Below are 23250 nucleotides of genomic sequence, written 5' to 3' on the forward strand. Positions count from 1 at the left end.
CGCGTCACCGCATCCGCTTCGACCCGATACCCGGCCCTCTTCGCCGGGGCCCTTGGCGAAAGCGCGTGGCCGAAGCGCCGGCTCGCGCCCGCAGCCGGACCCGCACAGCCTCAGTCAGCGGACGGGATCACCCCATCGACCCAGGCCCGCAGGATCACCTGCGCCACAGCGCCCTTGCGGGCCGGCGCGATGCGGTCGTGCCGCCCCGCCAGCGCCTCGGCGATCTCGGCCTTGCCGACCCAGATCGCGTCCTCCAGCTCGTGCGGATCACGCGTGATCGCGGTCGTTTCGGCCCGGCCGGTGCAACCGATCATCAGCGACGCCGGAAATGGCCAGGGCTGCGAAGTGACATAGCGTACCTCGCCCACCATGATCCCGGCCTCTTCGGACACCTCGCGGCGAACCGCCTCTTCGATGGTTTCGCCGGGCTCCATGAAACCGGCCAGCAGCGAATACATGCGTTCGGGCCAGCCGGATTGCCGCCCAAGCAGCACCCGGTCGCCATCCAGAACCAGCATGATGACGACCGGGTCGGTGCGCGGGAAATGCAGGCGTCCGCAGGCCCGGCACTCAAAGCGCCAGCCCGCGTGGCTGACCGCATTCCGGCCGCCGCACATGGCGCAGAATCCGTGCGTCAGGCGCCATTCGAAGATGCCCTTGGCCGCCGCCGCGATGCCGGCGTCGCGATGGTCGATATCGGCCATGATGGCCCGCAGATCGATGAATTTGCGCGTCTCGGACAGGTCCAGCGTCTGGTGGTCGATGAAAGCGGCAGGGGCCTGGTCGGGCGGGGCCAGATGGGACAGATCGGCCGCGAAATGCGCCGTGCCCGCCTCGTCCAGCCCCATGAACAGCAGCGGCTCGGGGCAGGCAAGGATCAAGGGGTCGACCGCCGACAGCCAGGCCAGCCGAGGCCCATCTTCGGTCAGGTCGAACAGCGGCTTGCCGCGCCAGAAGGGCAGCACCCGGCTGACCGGGTCGGCCAGCCGTTGCGCCATGCCCTCGGCATCGGCGCGCAGCCGGTCGGCGCGGTCCAGAAAGCTGCCAGCGAAGGTGACGTCGGTCTCGGGAATCATGGACCGCAGGCTGGAACGCCGCGACGCCCAAGGCAAGACGCGCAATCGCCCCCCCTCCGCCCCGGCCGGGCGCGCAACGGGCAGCGTGCGCAAGCGGTGTACAGCCGGTGCATATGCGGTGGCTCGCCGGTGCATCGTCGGTGCGCGGCTGTGGCCAGCAAATGCAGGCGTCCCGGGACCGGCCAGCCAGGCTGTTGCGCCCCGGGCCGCTGCAACGCCCGCCGGACTTTCATTCGCTGTGCAACGCGGCTACACACGGCGCCGATCACCAAGGACACAACGCGCATGGCCCGCCACCTCATCACCTCTGCCCTGCCCTATATCAACGGCATCAAGCATCTGGGAAACCTTGTGGGGTCGCAGCTGCCAGCCGATCTTTACGCGCGCTACCTGCGCGCGCGCGGCCATGAGGTGATGTTCATCTGCGCCACGGACGAACACGGCACGCCAGCCGAACTGGCGGCCGCCAAGACCGGCGAGCCGGTGGCCGAATACTGCGCCCGCATGCACAAGGTCCAGACCGACCTGGCGCGCGGCTTCGGCCTCAGCTTCGACCATTACGGCCGGTCCTCCAGCGACCGCAACCGGGCCTTGACCCAGCATCTCGCGGGCCGCCTTGCCGACAATGGCTATATCCGCGAAGTTTCTGAAAAACAGGTCTATTCCATCGACGATGGCCGCTTTCTGCCGGACCGCTACATCGAGGGCACCTGCCCCAATTGCGGCTACGACAAGGCCCGCGGCGACCAATGCGAGAACTGCACCAAGCAGCTTGACCCGACCGACCTGATCGCCCCCCGCAGCGCCATCTCGGGCAGCACCAATCTTGAAGTGCGCGAGACCAAGCATCTCTATCTGCGCCAGTCCGCGCTGAAGGGCGAGATCGCCGCCTGGATCGACAGCAAGACCGACTGGCCGATCCTGACCACCTCGATCGCCAGGAAATGGCTGAACGACGGCGACGGCTTGCAGGATCGCGGCATCACCCGCGACCTCAGCTGGGGCATCCCGGTCCGGCGCGGCGATCAGGACTGGCCGGGGATGGAAGGCAAGGTCTTCTATGTCTGGTTCGACGCGCCCATCGAATATATCGGCGCAACCGCCGAATGGGCCGACGAAACCGGCCGCAGCGACGCAGACTGGCGCCGCTGGTGGCGCACCGATGAAGGCGCGGACGACGTCACCTACACCCAGTTCATGGGCAAGGATAACGTGCCTTTCCATACGCTTGGCTTCCCTGCCACGATGATCGGCTCGGGCGAACCGTGGAAGATGGTCGACTACATCAAATCCTTCAACTACCTGACCTATGACGGCGGCCAGTTCAGCACCTCGCAGGGTCGCGGGGTGTTCATGGATCACGCGCTGGACATCCTGCCCGCCGATTACTGGCGCTGGTGGCTTCTGTCCCACGCCCCGGAATCCGGAGACAGCGAATTCACCTGGGAGAATTTCCAGCAATCGGTGAACAAGGATCTGGCCGATGTGCTGGGCAATTTCGTCAGCCGCATCACCAAGTTCTGCCGCAGCAAGTTCGGCGAAGCCGTTCCCGCGGGCGGCGAATACGGCGACGAAGAGCGGCAGCTCATCGCCTCGCTGACGACCCGATTGCGCGCATACGAAGGCGGGATGTCGCGCATCGAGGTTCGCAAATCGGCCTCGGAACTGCGCGCGATCTGGGTGCTTGGCAACGAATATCTGCAGACCGCCGCGCCCTGGTCCAGCTTCAAGACCGATCCGGAAAAGGCCGCCATGCAGGTCCGTCTGGCGCTGAACCTGATCCGGCTCTACGCCGTCCTTTCCGCGCCGTTCATTCCGTTCGCTGCCGACGCGATGCTGACGGCGATGCGAACCGAGGATCGCGACTGGCCGGACGACATGGCCGGCGCGCTTGCGGCCCTCACGCCCGGGCATGAGTTCACTGTTCCCGAGGTGCTGTTCGCCAAGATCACCGACGATCAGCGCGCCGAATGGGAACAGCGGTTCCAGGGCGCAAGGGACTGACGCAAGGTTGACTTCCCAGCCCCGCCGACCTGGCGGGCCCCGATCCTACAGGAGACCCGGATGACCCATTGCATCCTGATTGGCGCGCCCGTCGACGAGGGGCAGCGCCGCCCCGGCTGCCTTATGGGCCCGGCGGCCTATCGCACCGCCGGGCTTGCCGCCACGCTCAATGCACTCGGCCACAGCACCGAGGATCGCGGCGACGTCACCCCCGGCCCGATCGGCGTCGAAACCTGCGCCAACCCCGCGGTCCATCACCTGCCTGAAACCATCGCGTGGACGCGCGCCCTCAGCGCCGCCACCGCGGCCGCGCTTGCCGACGGCATGCCCATCATCATGGGCGGCGATCATTCGCTGGCGTTGGGTACGGTCGCGGGCGTCGCGACCCATGCGGCCCGCCTCGGACGCCCTCAATTCGTGATCTGGCTGGATGCCCACAGCGATTTCCATACCATCGAATCGACCACGTCCGGCAATCTTCACGGCACCCCGATGGCCTATGCCCGCGGAATGCCGGGTTTCGAACCGATGCCGCCGTTCCCCGATCCGATCCGGGGGGAAAACATCTGCATGTTCGGGATCCGCAGCGTCGACCCCGCCGAACATGCCGCCATGCAGGACGCCGACATCACCGTGAACGACATGCGCGTGCTGGACGAACAGGGGATCGTCGCACCGCTGCGACAGTTCCTGGATCGCGTGCGCGACGCTGGCGGCCTTCTGCATGTCAGCCTCGATGTCGATTTTCTCGATCCCTCGATCGCGCCAGCCGTCGGCACGACCGTTCCCGGCGGCACCACGTTCCGCGAGGCCCATCTGGTCATGGAGTTGCTGCACGAATCGGGCCTGGTCACCTCGCTGGATCTGGTCGAACTGAACCCGTTCCTCGATGAGCGCGGCCGCACCGCGAAGCTGATGGTCGATCTTGTCGGCAGCCTGATGGGCCGCAAGGTGTTCGACCGCCCGACGCGCAGCTATGGCTGAACGGACGCATCGGCCCGCCCCTTTGCTTTGATCCCGATATCGCGTGGGACCGGGGGCTATGCCCCCGGCCCTGCGTCACCACAAGCGCGCTTCGCGTTTGTAGAAGCGCTGCGCGGCGGCCCTGAGGAACGCGTCCGGTTCCAGTCCGGTCACGCCATCATCGGACTGGACCCCGGCCGCCTGCAGCAATGGCATGGCGGCGTCGTCGGCGCCGATCGCCTTCAGATGTGCATGGGCGTCCGAGACGAAATCGATCGCCGGCTTGTAGGTCGACAGCGCCTGCGCATCCTCGGCGCCCAGCACCAGCGCGATCGCGTCCAGAAGGACCGAGGGCGTACCGGCCAGCTGTTCGTCGGCGTGGCCGCGTTCCTTCGCGATCATCACGACCGTCCCGCCTTCGGCCTCGACGGCCGACCGGATCGCCTCGGCCTTGTCCATGTCACCGCCCTGCCCGATCAGGATGCCGACCTTGCGGCCCTGCAGCGTGTGCCTGGCCTTCTTGACGATCGAAAGCGCATCAGAGGGCGTCATGTCCACCGGCTCGCGCTGGGGCGTCGCAGCATTCGGCAGCGGCTCGGCCAGCCCCTCTGCAACCTCGGCGGCGAGGTCTTCGTCGATGACCCGCAGATGCGACAGGATGCGCTGACGCACATGGTCAAGCGACACCTTCGACAGTTCGAACACCAGCGCGTCGGCCATATGTCCCTGTTCGGCGCCGGTCTGGCTGAGATAGAACAGCCGCGCCTGGCTGTAATGATCGCCGAACAGCTCTGGCCGGAGCCGCAGTTTCTCATCCGGCTCGTTGCCCAGGTCGGTCATCGATCTGGCGGTGGAAAACCCGCTGTCCACCGCTCGCGGTCCGGCCTCTTCCCCGGCCTCGTCCAGCGAATTCGGCTCGTAGTTGGCGCGGCCCTTCGGCACGGCCATCTGCATCTGGCCGTCACGCTGGAAGTTGTGCATGGGGCATTTCGGCGCGTTGATCGGCAACTGATGGAAATTCGCCGTCCCAAGCCGTGATTTCTGCGTGTCGAGATAGGAAAACAGCCGACCCTGCAGCAGCGGGTCGTCGGTGAAGTCGATTCCCGGAACGATGTTTGCGGGACAGAATGCCACCTGCTCGGTTTCGGCAAAGAAATTGTCCGGATTGCGGTCCAGGACCATCCGCCCGACGATCCGCACCGGGATTTCTTCCTCGGGGATCAGCTTGGTCGAGTCCAGCACGTCGTAAGGCTGGCGTTCGGCCCATTCTGCGTCGAAAGTCTGGATCCCCAGCTCCCATTCCGGAAAATCGCCCCTGTCGATCGCCTCGAAAAGGTCGCGGCGGTGGAAATCGGGATCAGCACCGGCGGTCTTGACGGCTTCGTTCCAGACCTGGCTCTGCAAGCCCAGCCTGGGCTTCCAGTGGAACTTGGCGAAGGTCGACCGGCCCTCGGCGTTGACCAGACGGAAGGTATGGATGCCGAACCCCTCGATCATCCGGAGACTGCGCGGAATTGCACGGTCCGACATCGCCCACATGATCATGTGCAGCGATTCCGGCATGAGAGAGACGAAATCCCAGAATGTGTCATGGGCGCTGGCGGCCTGAGGGTAGCCGCGATCGGCCTCCATCTTGACCGCGTGGATCAGGTCCGGAAACTTGATCGCATCCTGGATGAAGAAAACCGGGATATTGTTGCCGACCAGATCCCAGTTGCCTTCGTCGGTATAGAACTTCACCGCAAAGCCGCGGACGTCACGGGGCGTATCGACGCTACCCGCCCCACCGGCGACGGTCGAGAACCGGGCAAAGACCGGGACCCTGCCCTTCCTGGACAGCAGGCCTGCCCGCGACAATTCCGGGATGGGGTCGGTGCACTCGAAATACCCGTGCGCACCCGAGCCGCGCGCGTGGACGATCCGTTCCGGAATCCGCTCGTGATCGAAATGAAAAATCTTCTCGCGCAGCACGAAGTCTTCAAGCAGTGTCGGCCCGCGCTTGCCGGCCTTCAGGCTGTTCTGGTTGTCGGAAACCGGGATCCCCTGGTTCGTGGTCAGGGTCTCGCCGCCACGCTGGTGCCGTTCGCCTGCCTCGCCGCGCTTGTCGGTAGTGCCACCGGTCATGGCGTCCTCCTGTCAGGATGAATCTGTCTTGCGGCAGTCAACACCCGGTCCAACACCGAGGTTCCGCTTGATTAATCAAAACTGCTTGGCTAGCCACATCCGACAATGCGCGGCTTCGGCGGCGCGGCGGCGCGGGCGTGGTGGAACGGTAGACACAAGCGACTTAAAATCGCTAGGGCCTGGCCCGTGCGGGTTCGACTCCCGCCGCCCGCACCATGCGTCCGCAACCGATATCTGCCATTTCGGGGTCGTCGCAACGGCCTTCGACGACGAGCTGCCGGAAGCCCTCGTCCGACAGAACCGGCCGTCCCCGCAGCAGCGGTGCGACTGAACGCCCGCCGGTCGAAATTCAAGACGGCGGCAACGGATACGCGTTGCTGTCCGAGCCGATCCCGGATCGACGCTGAAATCGGCGAAACCCTGCCCCAGATCCGAAGAGCGCGGTGGTCCGCCATGCAGAGCGATGACGTAAAGAATCTTTCGCACTTTCAGATTTGACGGCTCCTTCCACAGTGACGGAAGGAGCGAAAGGATGGCTGACGAGAAGAAGGACGGTGCGATGGGTCAGGTGATCCAGATCGATGAGGGCCGGATCCGGGATCACCTTGGCGAGATGGTGCGCGGGACGGTCGAAGAGGCACTGAATGCGATGCTTGACGCCGAAGCCGATCAGCTGTGTGGCGCAGGGCGCTATGAGCGCAACGAAGGCCGCAAGGACACGCGCGCGGGCAGCTATGAACGTGCGCTGCACGCCAAGGCCGGCGAGGTGAAGCTGAAGGTGCCGAAGCTGCGGCGCCAGACCTTTGAAACCGCGATCATCGAGCGCTACCGGCGCCGGGAAAGCTCGGTCGAGGAGGCGCTGATAGAGATGTATCTGGCGGGCGTGTCGGTGCGGCGTGTCGAGGATATCACCGAGGCGCTGTGGGGCACCCGCGTGAGCCCGGGCACGGTGTCGAACCTCAACAAGAAGATCTACGCCAAGATCGAGGAATGGCGGAACCGACCGATCGAGGGCGAGCACCCGTATCTCTATCTCGACGGGATCGTCATGAAGCGGACATGGGCAGGCGAGGTGCGCAATGTCTCGCTGCTGGTGGCGAGCGCCGTCAATTCCGAAGGATATCGCGAGATATTGGGCATCTGTGAAGGCGCCAAGGAGCACAAGTCTGGCTGGTCGGTCTTTCTGCGCCACCTGGTCGATCGCGGCCTCAGCGGCGTGCAGTTGATCATCTCGGACGCCTGCCGCGGCCTCGTCGAGAGTATTGCGGACTATCTGCCGGACGCGCGCTGGCAGCGCTGCATGGTGCATTTCTACCGCAATGTGTTCAGCCATGTGCCCTCGACAAAGGTGCGCGAGATCAGCCACATGCTGAAGGCGATCCACGCCCAGGAAAGCCGCCAAGCGGCGCAGGAGAAGGCCGCCACCGTCGTCGAGGACCTGCGCCGCCAGAAGCTGGGGAAGGCGGCCGAGCTGATCGAGACGCATATCGACGAGACGCTGAGCTACTACAGCTTCCCCGACAGCCATTGGCTGAAGATCAGGACCAACAATCCACTGGAGCGCATCATGAAGGAAATCCGCCGCCGCACCCGCGTCGTAGGCGCATTCCCGGACGGGCAGAGCTGCTTGAACCTGGCAGCGGCGCGTCTGCGTCACATCGCCGGCAGCCAATGGTCGACACGCAAATACATGAACATGGACCCGCTCTACGCAGAGCAAACCTCAACACACGGAGCCGTCGCCTGAGAAAATGTGCGAAAGATCTTTGACACTACCTGCAGAGCCCTGATCTGGCGCGGATCGACATGCATCCGGTCGGCGGGCGAAGAGTGGCGGCCTGCGGGGGCGTGGGGCGGGTCGTGTGGACGGCGCAACCGTCTCGGCCCGGGACCGGCGCTCATGCGGGCATCCCGATCCTGTGACCGCTGCTGCGGGAGCCTGAATGGAAAGGGCTTGCACCTCGCACCCTGGCGCGACTGCAAGCCCGTGCTTCAAACACCCTGGTGCCGGTGAAGGGACTCGAACCCCCGACCCCATCATTACGAATGACGTGCTCTACCAGCTGAGCTACACCGGCATCAGGCTGTGCGGCGCCGGATAGCAGGTTCCGACGAAGGGGGGAAGAGGGGCAGATTGTTTTTTGCCCCCCACGAACGCCACTTCAGCTGCGCCTGCCCGCCACCGTATCGGCCCACTCGTCGCCATTCGGCGGCTCGACATCGGGACGCACGGGCTTGGGTTCGTCCGTGGTCTCGGCCGGCTTCGATTTCTCGTCCTTGCTGTCCGCCGGCTTCGATGGGGCCGCGGGCTCGGGCGAGCGATCCGTGCTTGCCGGCTCGACCTCGATAAAGTCCTGTTCGCGCGGCACCATGCCCGGCGCGACATCCGCGACCTCGACCTTCTTCGCGGTCGCGGATCTGGCTGATGGCGCGGCCGTTGCGCCGTCCCGGGGCGCCGCCTCGGCCCGAGGCGCCGAGACGGCACCGGACATGGTTTCGACCGGGACTTCGGCCTTGGCGTCCGGGGCGGTCTTGGGCGTGCCGACCAGCAGCGGCAACATCTCTGCACCTGCGGTCGGGTTCACGCCGTTGCCGCGCCGGATTTCGGGCTCTTTCCAGCTCAGCGTGTCGAACCCGCCGCAGCTGTCGCAGACCGGTGCCCATTCATCCATCACGTTGTGGCAGCTGTCGCAGACCCATTGCGGCCCGCGCGAGGCGGTGATGGCCTTGGCAAGCCAGCCGCGCACGACGCTGTCGTCGGCACCTTCGCCACGTTCGACAGCCGCCATGATCGACAGCGTGCGCACGGTGGGGTGGGTTTCTGCCAGGTCGCCAAGTGCCCGGCGCGCGCCAGGAAAATCCTCTGCGGCCAGCAGAAGCTCTGCCTTCAGCAGGCGCGATTCCTCGTTATCGGGGTTCTTCTTGATAAGGCGGTCGAAGCGCGTCAGCCTCGCCGACGCCTTTTCGTCCGGAACGATCTCGGCATAGGCGGCCGCGATGTCGGGGTGCGGACGCACCGACCAGGTCTTTTCCAGGACGCGCGACGCGTTGCGGAAATCCTTCTGGTCGATATAGCTGCGCGCAGCCAGCACGGCGGCAGGGATCAGGTCCGGCGAGGCACGGTTGGCCGAAATCGCCGCCTCGCGCGCGCTTACCGAATTGCCGTGCGCCAATACCTCGCTGGCCTCCTGCAATGCCAGGACCGCATCGCGGCGCAGATGCACGTCCTTCGGCAGATCCCCCTGCTTGCGCTTGTCCTTCAGCAGCTTGCGCGCACCCTTCCAGTCGTGTTCGCGCATCTCCAGTTCCAGCAGCGTATCCTGGACTTCCTTGTGACGCGGTTTCAGGGCATAGGCCTTCTGCGCCAGCTGCAAGGCCGTCGCGGTATCGCCGGCGTCCAGCCTTTGCCGCATCAGGCCCCGGACCCCGACGAAGCGGGTTCGATCATCCTCCAGCAGCTTGCGATAGACCGTTTCCGCCTTCGCGTTGTCACCCGCAACCTCGGCGGCCTGAGCGGCAAGCAGATTGGTGATATGCGGCTTGTCCAGATACTTGGCGGCCTTGATCGCCTTGTCCTGCGCCAGCTTGCCTTCGCCCGAGGCGACCGCAAGCATGCCTTCACCCAGGGCGTCATAGCCCTTGCGCTCTCGCGAGCGGGCGAAATAGCGGTCGATGGCGGTTTCATCGCCCGCCAGGAACCGGATGAAGGCCAGCGCAAGGGCCAGCAGCTTGAAGACCAGCCAGGCGACCACCATCAGCACCAGCAATCCGATGATCGCCTTGACCGGCGTCAGCGCGATCTCGGTCCCGGCATATTCAAGGCGCAGCACTTGCCCGGTTTCCGACAGCTGCATCGCCCCAAGGGCTATGGCCAGGACGACCGCGAAGAAGAACAGGATTTTCAGCAGGGACAAAAACATGACCGGGCCCTCAGTTCGAATTGGCCGACAGATCGGACAGCGCGTCATGCGCGTCCCGATAGGCAGTGGCGCCCTCCAGCCATTCGGCCATCGCCGGGGCAGAGCGCGCGGTGTCCGACAACGCCGCGATCTCGTCAAGCGCGGCGGTGATCCGACCCGCCTCGACCTCGGCATTGGCGCGCGACAGCACCGCGTCGGGATCGTCGCCTTCACGGGGCGCCACCGAACGCGCGCCGGTCTGGGCCCGCAGGAAGTTGGCCAATACATTGCTGCCGCCGCTCGAGCTGTCCTCGCGAAGCGTGGCGCGCAGGGCCGCGCGCGAGGCGTCGCCGAACGTGGCCTGAAGCCGATCGAGGCTGGGAACCTCGCGCGTCAGGGCATCCGGGGCCTCGACTCCGGCATCCGCAAGCGTCTGGCGCATCTCGTCAGGCGTCACGCCGCGATCCAGCGCAGCCTGAAGGGACGCGATCGCGGCCACCGCCTCGGCCCGCCTGGTGCTTTCCGCGGCAGCGTCCTGCATCTTCTCGGCCTCTTCCTGCGCTGCGGTCAGCTGCGCCCGCGCGGCCTCCGCGGCGGACTGGATCTGCTGTTCAAGCGCCGCAGCCTGGTCGGCCAGCGACTGCATCCGTTCGGCCGCATCCGGGTCCGGGACGGGGCGCGCGGCCAGTTCCTCGATTCGGGCGGCCTGCTCTTCCAGCCGGGCTTGCAGGCCTGCGATCAGCGTGGCGGTCTGATCTGCGCCATCGTCGGCACCCGCGGCCGGATCGTCCGGCACCTCGGAAGCGGGCCGCGTGGCGGCGGCTTCGGCCAGCTCGGCGCGCAACGCCTCGACCTGCTCGCGCGCGGCCGCCTCGGCGGCGGCGGTGGCATCGGCGCGCAACGCCTCGACCTGTTCGCCCGCGGCCGCCTCGGCGGCGGCGGTGGCATCGGCGCGCAACGCCTCGACCTGCTCGCGCGCGGCCGCCTCGGCCGCCGCGACGGCGTCGGCGCGGATCGCATCGGCATCAACCTGCGGGGCCGCTTCGACCTCCTGGGCCACTTCTTCGCCCAGCCAGCCCGCCGGCAGTTGCGGCAGCGCCCACAGCGTGGCTGCGGCGCCGATCCCCGCCGCGACCACTCCGCCGAAGGCAACCGGCCAGAAGCCGGTCTTCTGGACCGTAACATTCTGCGTCGGCGCGGGCGTCGAGGCGGGCGTGTCGCGCAGGATCGCTTCGGGCGGCACATCCTTCAAAGGCCCTTTCGGACCCGGCTCGGCCCGCTTTTCCTTGCCGTTCCCGGACATGTCCTTGTCCGCGCCGCCAGAACTGCCCCCGCCTTCCGCATCGGCCTGAGACGGAGATTTCGCCTTGGCTGCGGATCGGCCCTTCGCCGGGTCCCCGACCAGGCTCGATTCGGCCGGGGCGACGGTGCCGCCCGTGGCCGCAGCCGAGGATCCGTCGCCGGAACCGACATCGCTCGACTTGATTGCTCCCGGCTTGGCCGCCGGCTTTTTGGTGACGTCGCTTGCGGTTTCGGCAGCCTTGCCGGCCTGGGCGCCCTTGGTGGCGTCGCTTGCGGTTTCGCCAGCCTTGCCGGCCTGGGCGCCCTTGGTGACGTCGCTTGCGGTTTCGCCAGCCTTGTGGACCTGGGCGCCCTTGGTGGCGTCGCTTGCGGTTTCGCCAGCCTTGCCGGCCTGGGCGCCCTTGGTGGCGTCATGTGCGGTTTCGCCAGCCTTGTCGGCCTTCGCGGCCTTGGACTTGCTGGCGGTCTTCTCGTCTTCCGGTTTTTTCACGTACTGTCCCCGTCATCGCATGCCGTCGCGGCACTGCCGCCAAGCTGATCAACGTCAGACTAATGAGCCGCGGCCGTTTGCTCAACCCGCCGTGATCAGCATTGTTCCGCTTGCCTCAAGCGGCAGATCGCCGCTGCCAGGGCATCGGCGTCGGGGCTTGCCGCCGTGATCGCACGATCCGACGGGCTGTCCCACATCTCAAGCACCGCTCCGCTGAGCGCAGCCACCCAAAGCGGCGCGCGCGGCGAACGCACGGCGTCCGCCAGCAGCCGCGCCGACCGGGGCGAGAACAGCGGCACGATCACCGGGTCGTCGCCTGCCAGAAGTCGCGTCGCCTCGTTGCTCAAGGGCCACTGGACCTGATCATAGACCACCATCCCCTCGACCGGCAGGCGGCGAGCCAGATGCGTACCGTGCGGATGGACCAGCCGCATCGTCCGGTCGGGGATCAGGGCCGCCAGCCCCGCGGCATCGCCCGGGCCCTGAATCACGTCGAACCCTGCCTTGCGGGCGGCCTCGGCGGTGTGCGAGCCCACGCAGAAGGCCGACCGGCCCCGGCCCGGCCCCGCCGCGGGGATCGCATGGCGCGAGGTGAAGACGAGGGCCTCGGCCTTGGCCAGGCGCTCTGCGTCGTGGGGCACCGGCACGATGCGCAGAATGGGTGAGATGACCGCCGGCAGGTCGGGCAGCATCGCCGCGAAACGTCGCGAATCCGCCAGAGGCCGTGTCAGCAGAAGCGTGGGCGTCGCCCCCCTTGGCATTGGCATCCCCTCTGGCCGGTGCTACGCCCTTCTGCGTAAGCGCCCCATACCCGCCCGGCAAGAGCATGGACGACCTGATTTTCCTCGGCATCGAAAGCAGCTGCGACGATACGGCCGCGGCCGTCGTCACCGGCGATCGGCGAATCCTGTCGTCGGTGGTCAGCAGCCAGACCGATCTGCATGCCGATTTCGGTGGGGTCGTTCCGGAAATCGCCGCCCGCGCGCATGCCGAGCGTCTGGACCTGGCGGTCGAGCAGGCGCTGTCAGGGGCCGGGCTGAGCGTGCACGACCTGTCGGGCATTGCCGTGACGGCTGGCCCCGGGCTGATCGGCGGGGTCATGGCCGGCGTGATGTGCGCCAAGGGCATCGCCGCCGGGGCCGGGCTGCCTCTGGTCGGGGTGAACCATCTGGCGGGCCACGCGCTGACGCCGCGACTGACCGACGGCATTGATTTTCCCTATCTGATGCTGCTCGTCTCGGGCGGGCATTGCCAGTTCCTGCGCGTCGATGGCGCCGAGGATTTCACCCGTCTGGGCGGCACCATCGACGATGCGCCAGGCGAGGCTTTCGACAAGCTTGCCAAGTTGCTGGCACTGCCACAGCCCGGCGGCCCCTCGGTCGAGTCCGAGGCGGCCGATGGCGATCCCGATCGCTTTGCCCTGCCCCGACCGTTGCTGGACCGTCCGGGCTGCGATCTGTCCTTTTCCGGCCTCAAGACGGCAGCCCTGCGGCTGCGCGACCAATTGATCGCCGAACAGGGCGGATTGCGCCAGGGCGACCGCCGCGACCTGTGTGCGGGATTTCAGGCCGCGGTCGCCGAAATCCTGGCCGAAAAATCCCGCCGCGCCCTGTCGGCAAGCGCCGCGCCGTTGCTGGCGGTCGCCGGTGGCGTCGCCGCCAATCGCGCGATCAGGACCGCGCTGGAACGGGTCGCACGAAACGTCGGTGCCGGATTCCTTGCGCCGCCCCAAGCGCTTTGCACGGATAATGGCGCGATGATCGCCTGGGCGGGAATCGAGCGGTTTCAGTTGGGCCATCGCGACGGCATGGATCTGGTCGCACGTCCGCGCTGGCCACTGGACAGTCGCGCCGCGCCGATGCTGGGCGGTGGCAAAAGGGGGGCCAAGGCATGACCATCTCGATCCTCGGGGCGGGCGCGTTCGGCACGGCGCTGGCCGTGGCGCTGTCCGCGAAAGGCAAGGTGACGCTGTGGGGCCGCAAGACGGGCTGGGGTCGCGACAATCCCCGCCTGCCGGGCATCACGCTGCCCGACGCCGTGACGATCACCGACGATCTGGGAACCGCGGCGATCGCCGACACGATCCTGCTGGCGCTGCCCGCGCAGGCGCTTGGCGCATTCCTGACAGAGCATGCCTCGGTGCTGGACGGCAAGACCCTTGTCAGCACCGCGAAGGGGATCGACCTGACGCATCTGACCGGTCCCTCGGCGCTGATTTCGACGGCGTGTCCCACGGCCGCGATCGCAGTCCTGACCGGACCGTCCTTCGCCGCAGACATCGCGCGTGGCCTGCCGACGGCGCTGACGCTGGCCTGCGCCGAAGCGCCGGCCGGGCTGAGGCTTCAGCATGCCTTGTCCACGCCGGTGCTGCGGCTCTATCGCACCACCGATGTCATCGGGGCCGAGCTGGGCGGCGCACTGAAGAACGTCATCGCCATCGCGGCGGGGATCGTGATCGGCGCGGGGTTCGGAGACAGCGCCCGCGCCGCGACCATCACCCGCGGCTTTGCCGAAATGACGCGCATGGCCACCCGCCTGGGCGCGCGCCCCGAGACCCTGACCGGACTTTCGGGGCTGGGCGACCTGACCCTGACCTGCACCTCGCCGCAATCGCGCAATTTCCGGTTCGGTCGCGCGCTGGGTACGGGTCAGAACTTCGACGCCAGCACCACTGTCGAGGGCATCGCGACCGCCCGCGCCGTCTCGGCCCTGGCCGTGCGGATGGGTGAGGAAATGCCCATCGCCGCGATGGTCGCGCGGCTTGCCGACGGCGCGGTTTCGTTGGAAAAGGCCATGGAACATCTGATGAGCCGTCCGCTGAAGGAGGAATGATGCCGCTTTTTGCCGTGATCTGCCGGGACAGGCCCGGCGCGTTGCAGACCCGTCTTGATACCCGTCAGGCGCATCTGGCCCATATCGAGGACAGCGGCATCGTCCGCATGGCGGGCCCACTGATCCAGGACGGCGAGATGCGCGGCTCGCTGGTCATCCTCGAAGCCCCGGACATCGCGACGGCGCAGGGCTGGGCGGCCTCGGATCCGTACCGGGCGGCCGGCCTCTTCGAGAGCGTCGAGGTGATCGAGTGGAAAAAGGTGATCGGCTGATGGCGTACTGGCTGTTCAAATCCGAGCCCGACGTGTTCGGATGGGACGATCTGGTGGCGCGCGGCGATCGTGGCGAGGAATGGGACGGCGTGCGCAACTACCAGGCCCGCAACAACATGCGCGCCATGAAGAAGGGCGAACTTGGCCTGTTCTATCATTCGAATATCGGGAAAGAGGCGGTCGGCATCGTCGAGGTTGTCGCCGAGGCGCATCCCGATTCGACGGCCGCGGACCCGAAATGGGAATGCGTGGACCTGAAGGCCGTCCGGCCTCTGCCCCGTCCCGTCTCGCTTGATCTGGCCAAAGAAGAGCCTCGCCTGAAGGACATGGTGCTGGTCAACAACAGCCGCCTGTCGGTTCAGCCGGTCAGCGACCGGGAATGGGCGATCGTGATGGAACTCGCCGGTCTCTGACCGGCCACGGGCGTGATGGAACTCGCCGGTCTCTGACCGGCCACGGGCGTGATGGAACTCGCCGGTCTCTGACCGGCCACGGGATTGCGGCGACGCCGGCCTTGGCCCGTCTCGGCGGAGAACGGCGTTTCGGGGCGCCCGGAGGCAGGAATGCGACGAAGGGGTCCCGGCCGCCAACAGCCGGAACCCCTCACCCTCAGGGTCGCGCGCCACACCCTCGCACGCCCCCGCGGGAACCGAAATCCGGCCTTCTGGCCCTGTCGCGCCCACCTAGCGCGACGCCGTCGCCCCGGCAAATCCAAAGCCCGCCGTGTTTTAGACAAACACGCTTCATCTTGCTGCACCGCCGCGCTAGGGTCCCGGCATTCCAGCAGACCGGAGGTCCCATGAGCCAGCGTCTTCACCTCGTCTTCGGCGGCGAACTGATCGATCCGCAGTCCACGCAGTTCCGCGATACGAACGACATCCATATCGTCGGGGTCTTCCCGAACTATGAACAGGCCTACAGCGCCTGGAAGGACGCGGCGCAGCGCACCGTCGACAGCGCCCATACCCGCTATTTCATTGCCCATCTTCACCGCCTTCGCGATGAGGAAACCGAGGTCAGCCCGACCGAGGAACTCGGCAACTGATGCCTCCGTCGGGGCTGGGCAGGCTGGGGCTGTGGCTGCATCTGCGCGGCGCATCCGGCACCGCGAACGCCCCCTGGACCCTGCCCGAGGGTGATGGTCCGCTGCTGATCCTGCACGTGTCGCCGGATGCCCGGCGCGCGGCGGATCAGGTCATGCAGCGTCTGATGCACGCCCGACCCGATCTGCGTGTCATCGAGCCGGGTCGGGACGGCGTTCCCGATAGCGGCGCCGACCTTCCCGCCGCGCAGATGCTTCTGGACAAGGCCAGGCCGGCCGCGATGCTGCTACTGGGACCCGATCTGCCGGTCGCGCTGATCGTTGCTGCGGCGCAGCGGCGCCTGCCCGTGGTGCTGGGCGAGGCGCGGCTGGATGCCGACACGTCGCGCTGGGGTCCGCGGGCGGCGATGCGGCGACAATTGCTGGCCGGTCTGCGGGCGGTGCTGGTGACCGATGTCGCCAGCCACCGGGCCGCGATCCGCATGGGTGCCGACCCCGCCCATGTCGTGCTGACCGGCCCGGTCGCCGAAATCCGCGATCCGCTAGGCTGCACCGAGGCCGAACGCGCCGGCTTTGCACAGCTGCTGAACGGTCGGCACGCCTGGCTCGCGGCGTCGGTGCCGCAATCCGAGGAGCAGGCGGTCCTGACCGCGCACCGCGCAGCGATGCGGCACTCTCATCGTTCCCTGCTGTTCCTCGCACCCCGCGATCCCGGCCGCATCGACATCCTGACCGAAAGCCTCGAGGCCGAGGGACTGCTTGTCGCGCGTCGCACCCTTGATGAAGAGCCGACCGAAGAGGTGCATGTCATGATAACCGACGGTCCGACCGAATTGGGCCTTTGGTACCGCCTTGCACCGGTCACCTATATGGGCGGCACGTTGTCGGGCGACGACGACGAGGCCCGCCATCCGTTCGAGCCCGCGGCCCTTGGATCGGCGATCGTGCATGGCCCGGCCACCGCCCGCCACCGGACCGAGTGGCAGCAACTCGACGGCGCGGACGCGGCGCGTCAGGTCGGCAATGCGGATGAAATGGCCTCGGTCATCGCGGAGTTGACCCAGCCGGATCTGGTCGCCGCCCTGGCCAACAGCGCCTGGACCGTCAGCACCGGCGGTGCCGACGTCGCCATCCGCATCGCCACGCCGGTCCTCGAGGCGTTGCGCGAGGCCGGCCAGTGAGGCGCGCGCCCGGATTCTGGTATCTGCGGCCGCCCACCGTCCTGGCGCGCCTGCTGTCGCCGCTTGGCGCGCTGTATGCGGGCGCGACCGCCCGCCGGCTGAAAAAGGGTCGCCCTGCCCGGGTCGGGGTCCCGGTGATCTGCGTCGGAAATCTGAACGCAGGCGGCACCGGCAAAACCCCGACCGTGATCTATCTTCAGCAATTGCTGGGGTCGTGGGGCATCGCCGCCCATGTCGTGTCGCGCGGCTATGGCGGGTCCGCCGAGGGGCCGCTGCGCGTGGACGAACGCCATCATCAGGCCAGGCTGACCGGCGATGAGCCCCTGCTGATGTCTGCGTTCGGTCCGGTCTGGGTATCCCGGGACCGGCTGGCCGGCGCACAGGCCGCGGCCAATAGCGGCGCGCGGGCGATCATCCTTGACGACGGATTTCAGGACCCGGCGCTGGCGCATGACCTTTCGCTGGTGGTCGTGGATGCCGCCAAGGGCTTTGGAAACGGGCTGTGCCTGCCCGCGGGCCCGCTGCGCGAGCCTGTGGAAGACGGTCTCGCACGGGCCGACCTGCTGCTGTCGATCGGCGATCCCCCCGCGCAGGACAGGTTCGCCGCGCCAGCCCCGCCGCCGATGCATCTGCGCGGCCGACTGGCCCCGTTGCCGACGGGAATCGACTGGCCGGGACAGCGCGTGCTTGCCTTCGCCGGGATCGGGCACCCCGAAAAGTTCTTTGCGACACTGACGGGGCTCGGTGCCGATCTGGTGCGGGGGGAATCCCTGGACGACCACCAGCCGTTCACCCCGGCGCTGCTGACCCGGCTGGAAAACGACGCCCGCACCTCTGGCGCGCAACTTGTGACCACCGAAAAGGACGCGGTCCGGCTGCCGCCCGGTTTTCGAACCCGGGTGCTGGCGGTTCCGGTTCGCCTGACGCTGGACGACGAGAGGCCGCTGACCGCGGCGCTGGAACAGCTGTTTCCCGGGCGGGCCGGCACCGCATGACCTCGCAGGCACGCGCCGCCGACCGCCATGACCGGCCCGCCGGAAGCATCCGTCAGCGGCGCTCCGGCGCAGCTTGGACTTTGCAATTAAGCCGATAGTGCCGATATAGGATTCGAACGATCGCGCACGACGCGCGCGCCGCCATGGACCGAACCGCCTGGAAAGGACCACAATGTCCCGCAACGCGATGCAAAGGCTGAGCTTCTATCTGCTGGTCATGCTGACGCTTTACGCGTCGCTGGCCGGGGCCGGCTGAGGGCGCGCGGATGGCAATCCGGTTCGGAGGCCGCCACTCACCCGACATGCCCGGGCAGCCGGGCGCGGCCGCCGGTCGCACCCCCGCCGCACCGCGGCTGCACCGGCTGGCCTCGCGACCCAAATGGGTCACGATCGCGGCTACGCCCTTCCTTTTCAGCGCTTTTTTCCAGGCCCCGCTTGGCATGGCGATCGACCTTGCCGCGTTCGGCGTGATCGCCACCGCGATGTGGATGACGCGCGAGGGACTGGCCGCCGAGGCAGCCTATGACGCGCGGCGCGTGGCGCGCCGTCCAGCCATCCCGCGCAAGTTGTTCGGCGGCATTCTGGCCGGTCTGGGGCTTGGGCTGGGCGCGGCCGAGCCGGGCTCGATTGCAGGTGCGGCGGTGATCGGGCTGGCCGGGCTAGCGCTGCATGCGCTGGCCTTCGGGGCCGATCCGATGCGCGACAAGGGCATGGAGGGCGGCGACAGTTTCCAGCGCGACCGGGCGACACGGATGATCGAAGAGGGCCAGGCGCATCTGGCGGAAATGCTGTCGGCCATCGCAGCAACCGGCGACCGGCGGCTGGAATCGCGGGTCGCGGGGTTCGCGGCAACGGCCGAGGCGCTGTTTGATCGCGTGCGCGACAATCCGGGCGACCTCTCCGTGGCGAGGCGTTACATGGGCGTCTATCTGATGGGCGCGCGCGATGCGACCGTCAAGTTCGCCGCACTCTACCAAAGGACCGGCGACCCGCAGACGCGCGCCGCCTACGAGACGTTTCTGGACGATCTGGAAAAGGATTTCAGCGCGCGCGTTGACAGGTTGCTGGATGGTGACCGCGCCGATCTTGAGATCGAGATATCGGTGCTGCGCGAAAGACTCGCGCGCGAGGGGGTGCGGGCCCGGACCGGACCGACGGAACCTCCGACGCTGACCAGCGACGATGCACGCACGATGGACCACTTGCTCGCACCCGACCGCGACCAGACGTCGCGGCGACGTTAGACATCCATGCCCCGGTTTGCGTTGAAGATCGAATATGACGGGCGTCCCTTTGCCGGATGGCAGGCGCAGGCCGACCAACCATCGGTTCAGCAGGCGGTCGAGACCGCGCTGGGGCGACTGGACTCGGGCTTTGCCGCGGGCGCACGGATATCGGCCGCCGGCCGGACGGATGCCGGCGTGCATGCCACCGGACAGGTCGCCCACGCCGATCTGAAACGGGACTGGGACCCTTTCCGGCTGTGCGAAGCGCTGAATTTTCACCTGAAGCCGTCCCCGGTGGCGGTGTTGGTCGCAGCCCGCGTCGGCGACAGTTTTCACGCCCGCTTCTCGGCCACCGAACGCCGATACCTGTTCCGGCTGATGTCGCGTCGCGCGCCCGCCACGCATCTGCGCGGCATGGTCTGGCAGGTGCAGCACGCGCTGGATTGCGACGCGATGCGCCGCGGAGCCAGGATGCTGATCGGGCATCATGATTTCACGACCTTCCGGTCGTCCATCTGTCAGGCGAAAAGTCCTCTGAAGACGCTTGACGAGATCCGCATCGAGGAAAGGCAGATCCCGCATGGGCGGGAATTCCGCTTTCACCTGCGGGCGCGGTCGTTCCTGCACAACCAGGTCAGGTCGATCGTGGGGACATTGGAACGGGTGGGCGCCGGATCATGGGCGCCGGATCGGGTCGGAGAGGCGCTGGCGGCGCGCGATCGCGCGGCCTGCGGGCCGGTCTGCCCTCCCCATGGGCTTTACCTGACCGACGTCGCCTACCGGGCCGATCCCTTCGCGGAATGATGCGTAGCGGCCGCTCCTGCGGCGCGTCCGCGGCGGCGCGGCCGTTCGTCCCGGCGCGAAACAACGATCTTCAGCGTGCTCCACAAGATCCACAGATCGAGGCGCAGATCGCGATGACGCTGATAGATCAAGTCGATCTTCAGCTTGGCAGGCAGGCAGCGGCGATAATAGGCGGCCTCGGTCGCCTCGGCGCTTTCGCAGCGCGCGAGAATCCTGTCCTCATGCCGGTGATAGATCAGCGTGGCCAGACCGGTCACGCCCGGCCGACTTTTCAGAACCTGGGCGTAGACGGCCGGAAAGCGTTCGACATATTCACGCAGCGGCGGGCGCGGGCCGACAAAGCTCATGTCGCCCTTCAGAATATTGAAAAGCTGCGGCAATTCGTCGATCCGCGTGCGACGGAGGAAATGCCCGATGGGCGTGATCCGCCAATGCTTGTGCGCCCCGGTGGCGCCGAAATCACCGTCCTGGCGCAGCATTGTCCGAAACTTGATCTGCGTGAACGCCCGGCCCGGCGCACGCATCCGTTGCGCCGAGTAAAAGACCGGACGACCCTGAAAGGCTAGCAGCGTCACGGCGACAAGCGCCATCACGACCGAGAGCGGCACCAGCAGCAGCAGCGCCAGAGCAATATCGAACATGCGCTTGGTCGGCGGCATCGGCACGACAGCGTCCGCCGATGCCTCGCCCAGGAACCACGCCATCTTGGGCGCGGTCAGCGTGGCAAGGCGGCGCGCTTCGGTCTTGTCCCAATCGTGGTGGATTGTCACGACGCCATCCGCTGCCTCAGTTAACATTCGGATTTTGCGGTAGCATAACGTCGGGGACATGGAAACCGGCCCGGGACGTTTTGGTGCAATCACTTGCACGATCATGGCAGTTCGGCCACTGTATCGGCGAGAATCCACCTGAACGGCCCGACAATGCGCAAATTCCTGGTGCTACTGGACGACAGCCGCGAATGCCTGAACGCGATGCGCTTCGCTGCGATGCGGGCCGCGAACAGCGGCGGAGGGGTCGTGATCCTTTCGGTCATCCCCGCCGACGACATCCAGCACGGCCTTGGCGTCGCCGATCTCATGCGCGCAGAAGCGCATGAGCGAATCGAGGCTCATTTCGAGGTGTTCGCCAAATGGATGCGGTCACGGCCCAAGGTCGAGCCGGAACTGGTGGTGCGCGAAGGCGACCCGGCCGAGGAACTGATTGCCCAGATCACCGAAGATCCCGAGATCGGCGTGGTCGTGCTGGGTCTGGACAGCGACAAGGGTGGCCAGAACCCGGTCCTGACCCGGCTTCTGCGCGAAGCGTCGACATTGGCCTGCCCGATCACCATCGTGCCGGGCGACATCTCCAAGGAAAGGCTCGAGGCGATCACGTGACGCCCCTCTCCTGCGGCCCCTGCGGCTTGACCCGGCGCCTTGCCGTCGCCATATCAGCATCAAAGGAGCGCCCCCATGTTCATCCAGACCGAAACCACGCCGAACCCCGCCACGCTGAAATTCCTGCCCGGCGAGAGCGTCCTGGGTTCGGGCACGGCGGATTTCCCCGCCCCCGAAGCCGGCGAGAAATCGCCGCTGGCCCGACGCATCTTCGCGGTCGATGGGGTGACTGGCGTCTTTCTGGGACGTGATTTCGTGACGGTAACGAAGGCCGAGACCTTTGCCTGGGACCATCTCAAGCCGTCGGTGCTGGGCGCGATCATGGAGCATTTCCAGTCCGGCGCCCCGGCGATCGAGGGCGATGCCCCTGAAAGCGCGGGCCATGCCGATCATGACGGACCGGATTCCGAGATCATCGTGCAGATCAAGGAATTGCTGGACACTCGCGTCAGGCCGGCGGTGGCCCAGGATGGCGGCGACATCACCTTTCACGGATTCGATCGCGGCGTGGTCTATCTGCACATGCAGGGCGCCTGCGCCGGCTGCCCCTCGTCGACGCTGACGCTGAAGATGGGGATCGAGAACCTGCTGCGTCACTACATCCCCGAGGTGATCGAGGTCAGGCCGATTGCCTGATCTGGTCGTCCTGGGCTTTGACACATCGGCCGCGCATTGCGCGGCCGCTTTGCTGTGCGGCGACAGGCTTCTGACACTCCGTCACGAAGAGATGGGAACCGGCCAGGCCGAGCGGCTGTTCCCGATGCTGGAGGAGATGCTGGGCGAGGCCGGTCTGGGCTGGAGCGACATCGCCGTGATCGGGGTCGGGACCGGTCCCGGCAATTTCACCGGCATCCGCGTGGCGGTCGCGGCTGCGCGCGGGCTGGCGCTTGCGCTTGGGGTTCCGGCCGTCGGCGTTACAGCGACCGAAGCGGCCGCTTTCGGCCTGCCGAGACCGTGCAGAGTTGCGATCGGCGCGCGCCGTGATCAGGTGATATGGCAGGATTTCGGCACCAGCGAACCGCAGGCCGGGGGCCGGCCGCAGCAAGCTGCGGCCGGCGCGCTGCCGCCCGGCCCGGCGCCGGCTGCGCCGGCGGTTCCGCTGGCCGAGGCCATTGCACGGCTGGCGCTGGAGCGACGCGAAGCGCCTGGCCCGCGACCCGCGCCGGTCTATCTGCGGCCGGCCGACGCCGCACCCGCCCGCCATGGCGCACCGGTCATCCTGCCGTGACGCCCGCAGAGCTGTCTGCGCTGCACAGGCAATGCTTCACGCTCGCACCGCGCCCGTGGTCGGCGGATGAATTCAGCGCGCTGATCGCGTCGCCGGGTGCCTTTCTGCTGGTGCGCGGCCAGGGCTTCCTGCTGGGGCGCGTCATCCTTGACGAAGCCGAGTTGCTGACGCTGGCCGTCGCGTCGCAAGCCCGGCGCCAGGGTCTGGGGCGCACGCTCGCCGAGGCATTTGCCGCAACGTCACGCCGGAAACATGCCGAGACCGCCTTCCTGGAAGTGGCCGAGAGCAATCACTCCGCCAGGGCGCTTTATGGGCGCCTTGGCTGGTGCGAGGCGGGACGCAGGCCGCAATATTACGGACCCGGGCTGGACGCGCTGATCCTGAAACTTGCACTTTGACGTCACGAAGAAGACGGTTGACCGTCTCTGGACGA

Annotated in this window: 22 protein-coding genes and 2 tRNA genes; 17 read left to right on the plus strand and 7 right to left on the minus strand. The window is 67.2% G+C overall.

The features are described 5' to 3' along the window. Window positions 1-110: 110 nt before the first annotated feature. Entirely contained in the window at window positions 111-1076 is a 966-nt protein-coding gene (gene nudC / locus L1965_RS08180) for an NAD(+) diphosphatase (RefSeq protein ID WP_235755924.1), read from the minus strand. Between the two features lie 285 nt (window positions 1077-1361). Here nudC and metG point away from each other — a divergent pair, with 285 nt between their 5' ends. Further along, window positions 1362-3080, plus strand: coding sequence for a methionine--tRNA ligase (gene metG / locus L1965_RS08185; RefSeq protein ID WP_235755925.1), 1719 nt, complete (start codon window positions 1362-1364; stop codon window positions 3078-3080). A 60-nt stretch (window positions 3081-3140) separates the two neighbouring features. Beyond that, window positions 3141-4064, plus strand: coding sequence for an arginase (gene rocF / locus L1965_RS08190; RefSeq protein ID WP_235755926.1), 924 nt, complete (start codon window positions 3141-3143; stop codon window positions 4062-4064). 75 nt (window positions 4065-4139) lie between these two features. Here rocF and L1965_RS08195 read toward each other — a convergent pair whose 3' ends face one another. Beyond that, complete coding sequence (locus L1965_RS08195; RefSeq protein WP_235755927.1) at window positions 4140-6167, minus strand: catalase; 2028 nt, start codon at window positions 6165-6167, stop codon at window positions 4140-4142. A gap of 131 nt (window positions 6168-6298) precedes the next feature. On the opposite strand from L1965_RS08195, the gene L1965_RS08200 reads away from it, so the two are divergent. Beyond that, window positions 6299-6383: transfer RNA gene (locus L1965_RS08200), tRNA-Leu, on the plus strand. Between the two features lie 343 nt (window positions 6384-6726). Next, a complete protein-coding gene (locus tag L1965_RS08205; protein WP_235756137.1) occupies window positions 6727-7914 on the plus strand; it encodes an IS256 family transposase in 1188 nt (395 codons plus the stop codon). A gap of 255 nt (window positions 7915-8169) precedes the next feature. Here L1965_RS08205 and L1965_RS08210 read toward each other — a convergent pair. The 4 genes from L1965_RS08210 to L1965_RS08225 all read right to left on the minus strand — a co-directional run bounded on the left by L1965_RS08210 (window position 8170) and on the right by L1965_RS08225 (window position 12619). After that, a tRNA-Thr gene (locus L1965_RS08210) sits at window positions 8170-8245 on the minus strand. 84 nt (window positions 8246-8329) lie between these two features. After that, window positions 8330-10087 carry a heme biosynthesis HemY N-terminal domain-containing protein gene (locus L1965_RS08215; protein WP_235755928.1) on the minus strand — a complete coding sequence of 586 codons (1758 nt, stop codon included), beginning with the start codon at window positions 10085-10087 and terminating at the stop codon, window positions 8330-8332. Between the two features lie 10 nt (window positions 10088-10097). Then, on the minus strand, window positions 10098-11858 hold the full coding sequence (locus L1965_RS08220) for a hypothetical protein (RefSeq protein WP_235755929.1): 1761 nt from the start codon (window positions 11856-11858) through the stop codon (window positions 10098-10100). 95 nt (window positions 11859-11953) lie between these two features. Continuing rightward, the gene (locus L1965_RS08225; RefSeq protein ID WP_235755930.1) at window positions 11954-12619 is read right to left on the minus strand and encodes a uroporphyrinogen-III synthase; all 666 of its coding nucleotides are present in this window, start codon (window positions 12617-12619) and stop codon (window positions 11954-11956) included. A 65-nt stretch (window positions 12620-12684) separates the two neighbouring features. Between L1965_RS08225 and tsaD the strand changes: the two genes are divergently transcribed. The 9 genes from tsaD to truA all read left to right on the plus strand — a co-directional run bounded on the left by tsaD (window position 12685) and on the right by truA (window position 20210). After that, window positions 12685-13752: a tRNA (adenosine(37)-N6)-threonylcarbamoyltransferase complex transferase subunit TsaD gene (gene tsaD, locus L1965_RS08230; protein WP_235755931.1), complete on the plus strand. Its 1068-nt coding sequence runs from the start codon at window positions 12685-12687 to the stop codon at window positions 13750-13752. Then, on the plus strand, window positions 13749-14690 hold the full coding sequence (locus L1965_RS08235) for an NAD(P)H-dependent glycerol-3-phosphate dehydrogenase (protein ID WP_235755932.1): 942 nt from the start codon (window positions 13749-13751) through the stop codon (window positions 14688-14690). The genes tsaD and L1965_RS08235 overlap by 4 nt, the downstream gene beginning before the upstream one ends. Next, window positions 14687-14962 carry a YciI family protein gene (locus tag L1965_RS08240; RefSeq protein WP_235755933.1) on the plus strand — a complete coding sequence of 92 codons (276 nt, stop codon included), beginning with the start codon at window positions 14687-14689 and terminating at the stop codon, window positions 14960-14962. Before L1965_RS08235 ends, L1965_RS08240 begins: the two co-directional genes overlap by 4 nt. After that, window positions 14962-15375, plus strand: coding sequence for an EVE domain-containing protein (locus tag L1965_RS08245; protein WP_235755934.1), 414 nt, complete (start codon window positions 14962-14964; stop codon window positions 15373-15375). Before L1965_RS08240 ends, L1965_RS08245 begins: the two co-directional genes overlap by 1 nt. 386 nt (window positions 15376-15761) lie before the next feature. Beyond that, the gene (locus L1965_RS08250; protein WP_235755935.1) at window positions 15762-16007 is read left to right on the plus strand and encodes a DUF4170 domain-containing protein; all 246 of its coding nucleotides are present in this window, start codon (window positions 15762-15764) and stop codon (window positions 16005-16007) included. After that, window positions 16007-17185, plus strand: coding sequence for a 3-deoxy-D-manno-octulosonic acid transferase (locus tag L1965_RS08255; RefSeq protein ID WP_235755936.1), 1179 nt, complete (start codon window positions 16007-16009; stop codon window positions 17183-17185). The genes L1965_RS08250 and L1965_RS08255 overlap by 1 nt, the downstream gene beginning before the upstream one ends. Beyond that, window positions 17182-18180, plus strand: a complete 999-nt coding sequence (lpxK, locus tag L1965_RS08260; protein WP_235755937.1) for a tetraacyldisaccharide 4'-kinase — start codon at window positions 17182-17184, stop codon at window positions 18178-18180. Before L1965_RS08255 ends, lpxK begins: the two co-directional genes overlap by 4 nt. 266 nt (window positions 18181-18446) lie before the next feature. Beyond that, window positions 18447-19424, plus strand: a complete 978-nt coding sequence (locus L1965_RS08265; RefSeq protein ID WP_235755938.1) for a 5-bromo-4-chloroindolyl phosphate hydrolysis family protein — start codon at window positions 18447-18449, stop codon at window positions 19422-19424. 6 nt (window positions 19425-19430) lie between these two features. Then, window positions 19431-20210 carry a tRNA pseudouridine(38-40) synthase TruA gene (truA, locus tag L1965_RS08270; RefSeq protein ID WP_235755939.1) on the plus strand — a complete coding sequence of 260 codons (780 nt, stop codon included), beginning with the start codon at window positions 19431-19433 and terminating at the stop codon, window positions 20208-20210. Here the strand turns inward: truA and L1965_RS08275 are convergent. Further along, window positions 20183-20980 carry a sugar transferase gene (locus tag L1965_RS08275; protein WP_338421477.1) on the minus strand — a complete coding sequence of 266 codons (798 nt, stop codon included), beginning with the start codon at window positions 20978-20980 and terminating at the stop codon, window positions 20183-20185. The two genes, truA and L1965_RS08275, sit on opposite strands and share 28 nt — an antisense overlap. Window positions 20981-21133: 153 nt before the next feature. Between L1965_RS08275 and L1965_RS08280 the strand changes: the two genes are divergently transcribed. The 4 genes from L1965_RS08280 to L1965_RS08295 all read left to right on the plus strand — a co-directional run bounded on the left by L1965_RS08280 (window position 21134) and on the right by L1965_RS08295 (window position 23215). Then, entirely contained in the window at window positions 21134-21589 is a 456-nt protein-coding gene (locus tag L1965_RS08280; RefSeq protein WP_235755940.1) for a universal stress protein, read from the plus strand. Window positions 21590-21664: 75 nt separating this feature from the next. Continuing rightward, the gene (locus L1965_RS08285) at window positions 21665-22225 is read left to right on the plus strand and encodes a NifU family protein (protein ID WP_235755941.1); all 561 of its coding nucleotides are present in this window, start codon (window positions 21665-21667) and stop codon (window positions 22223-22225) included. Beyond that, window positions 22218-22817, plus strand: a complete 600-nt coding sequence (gene tsaB / locus L1965_RS08290) for a tRNA (adenosine(37)-N6)-threonylcarbamoyltransferase complex dimerization subunit type 1 TsaB (protein ID WP_235755942.1) — start codon at window positions 22218-22220, stop codon at window positions 22815-22817. Before L1965_RS08285 ends, tsaB begins: the two co-directional genes overlap by 8 nt. Continuing rightward, window positions 22814-23215: a GNAT family N-acetyltransferase gene (locus L1965_RS08295; protein ID WP_235755943.1), complete on the plus strand. Its 402-nt coding sequence runs from the start codon at window positions 22814-22816 to the stop codon at window positions 23213-23215. Before tsaB ends, L1965_RS08295 begins: the two co-directional genes overlap by 4 nt. Window positions 23216-23250 lie beyond the last annotated feature (35 nt).

The sequence above is a fragment of the Paracoccus salsus genome, from assembly GCF_021556615.1.
GTDB lineage: Bacteria > Pseudomonadota > Alphaproteobacteria > Rhodobacterales > Rhodobacteraceae > Paracoccus > Paracoccus salsus.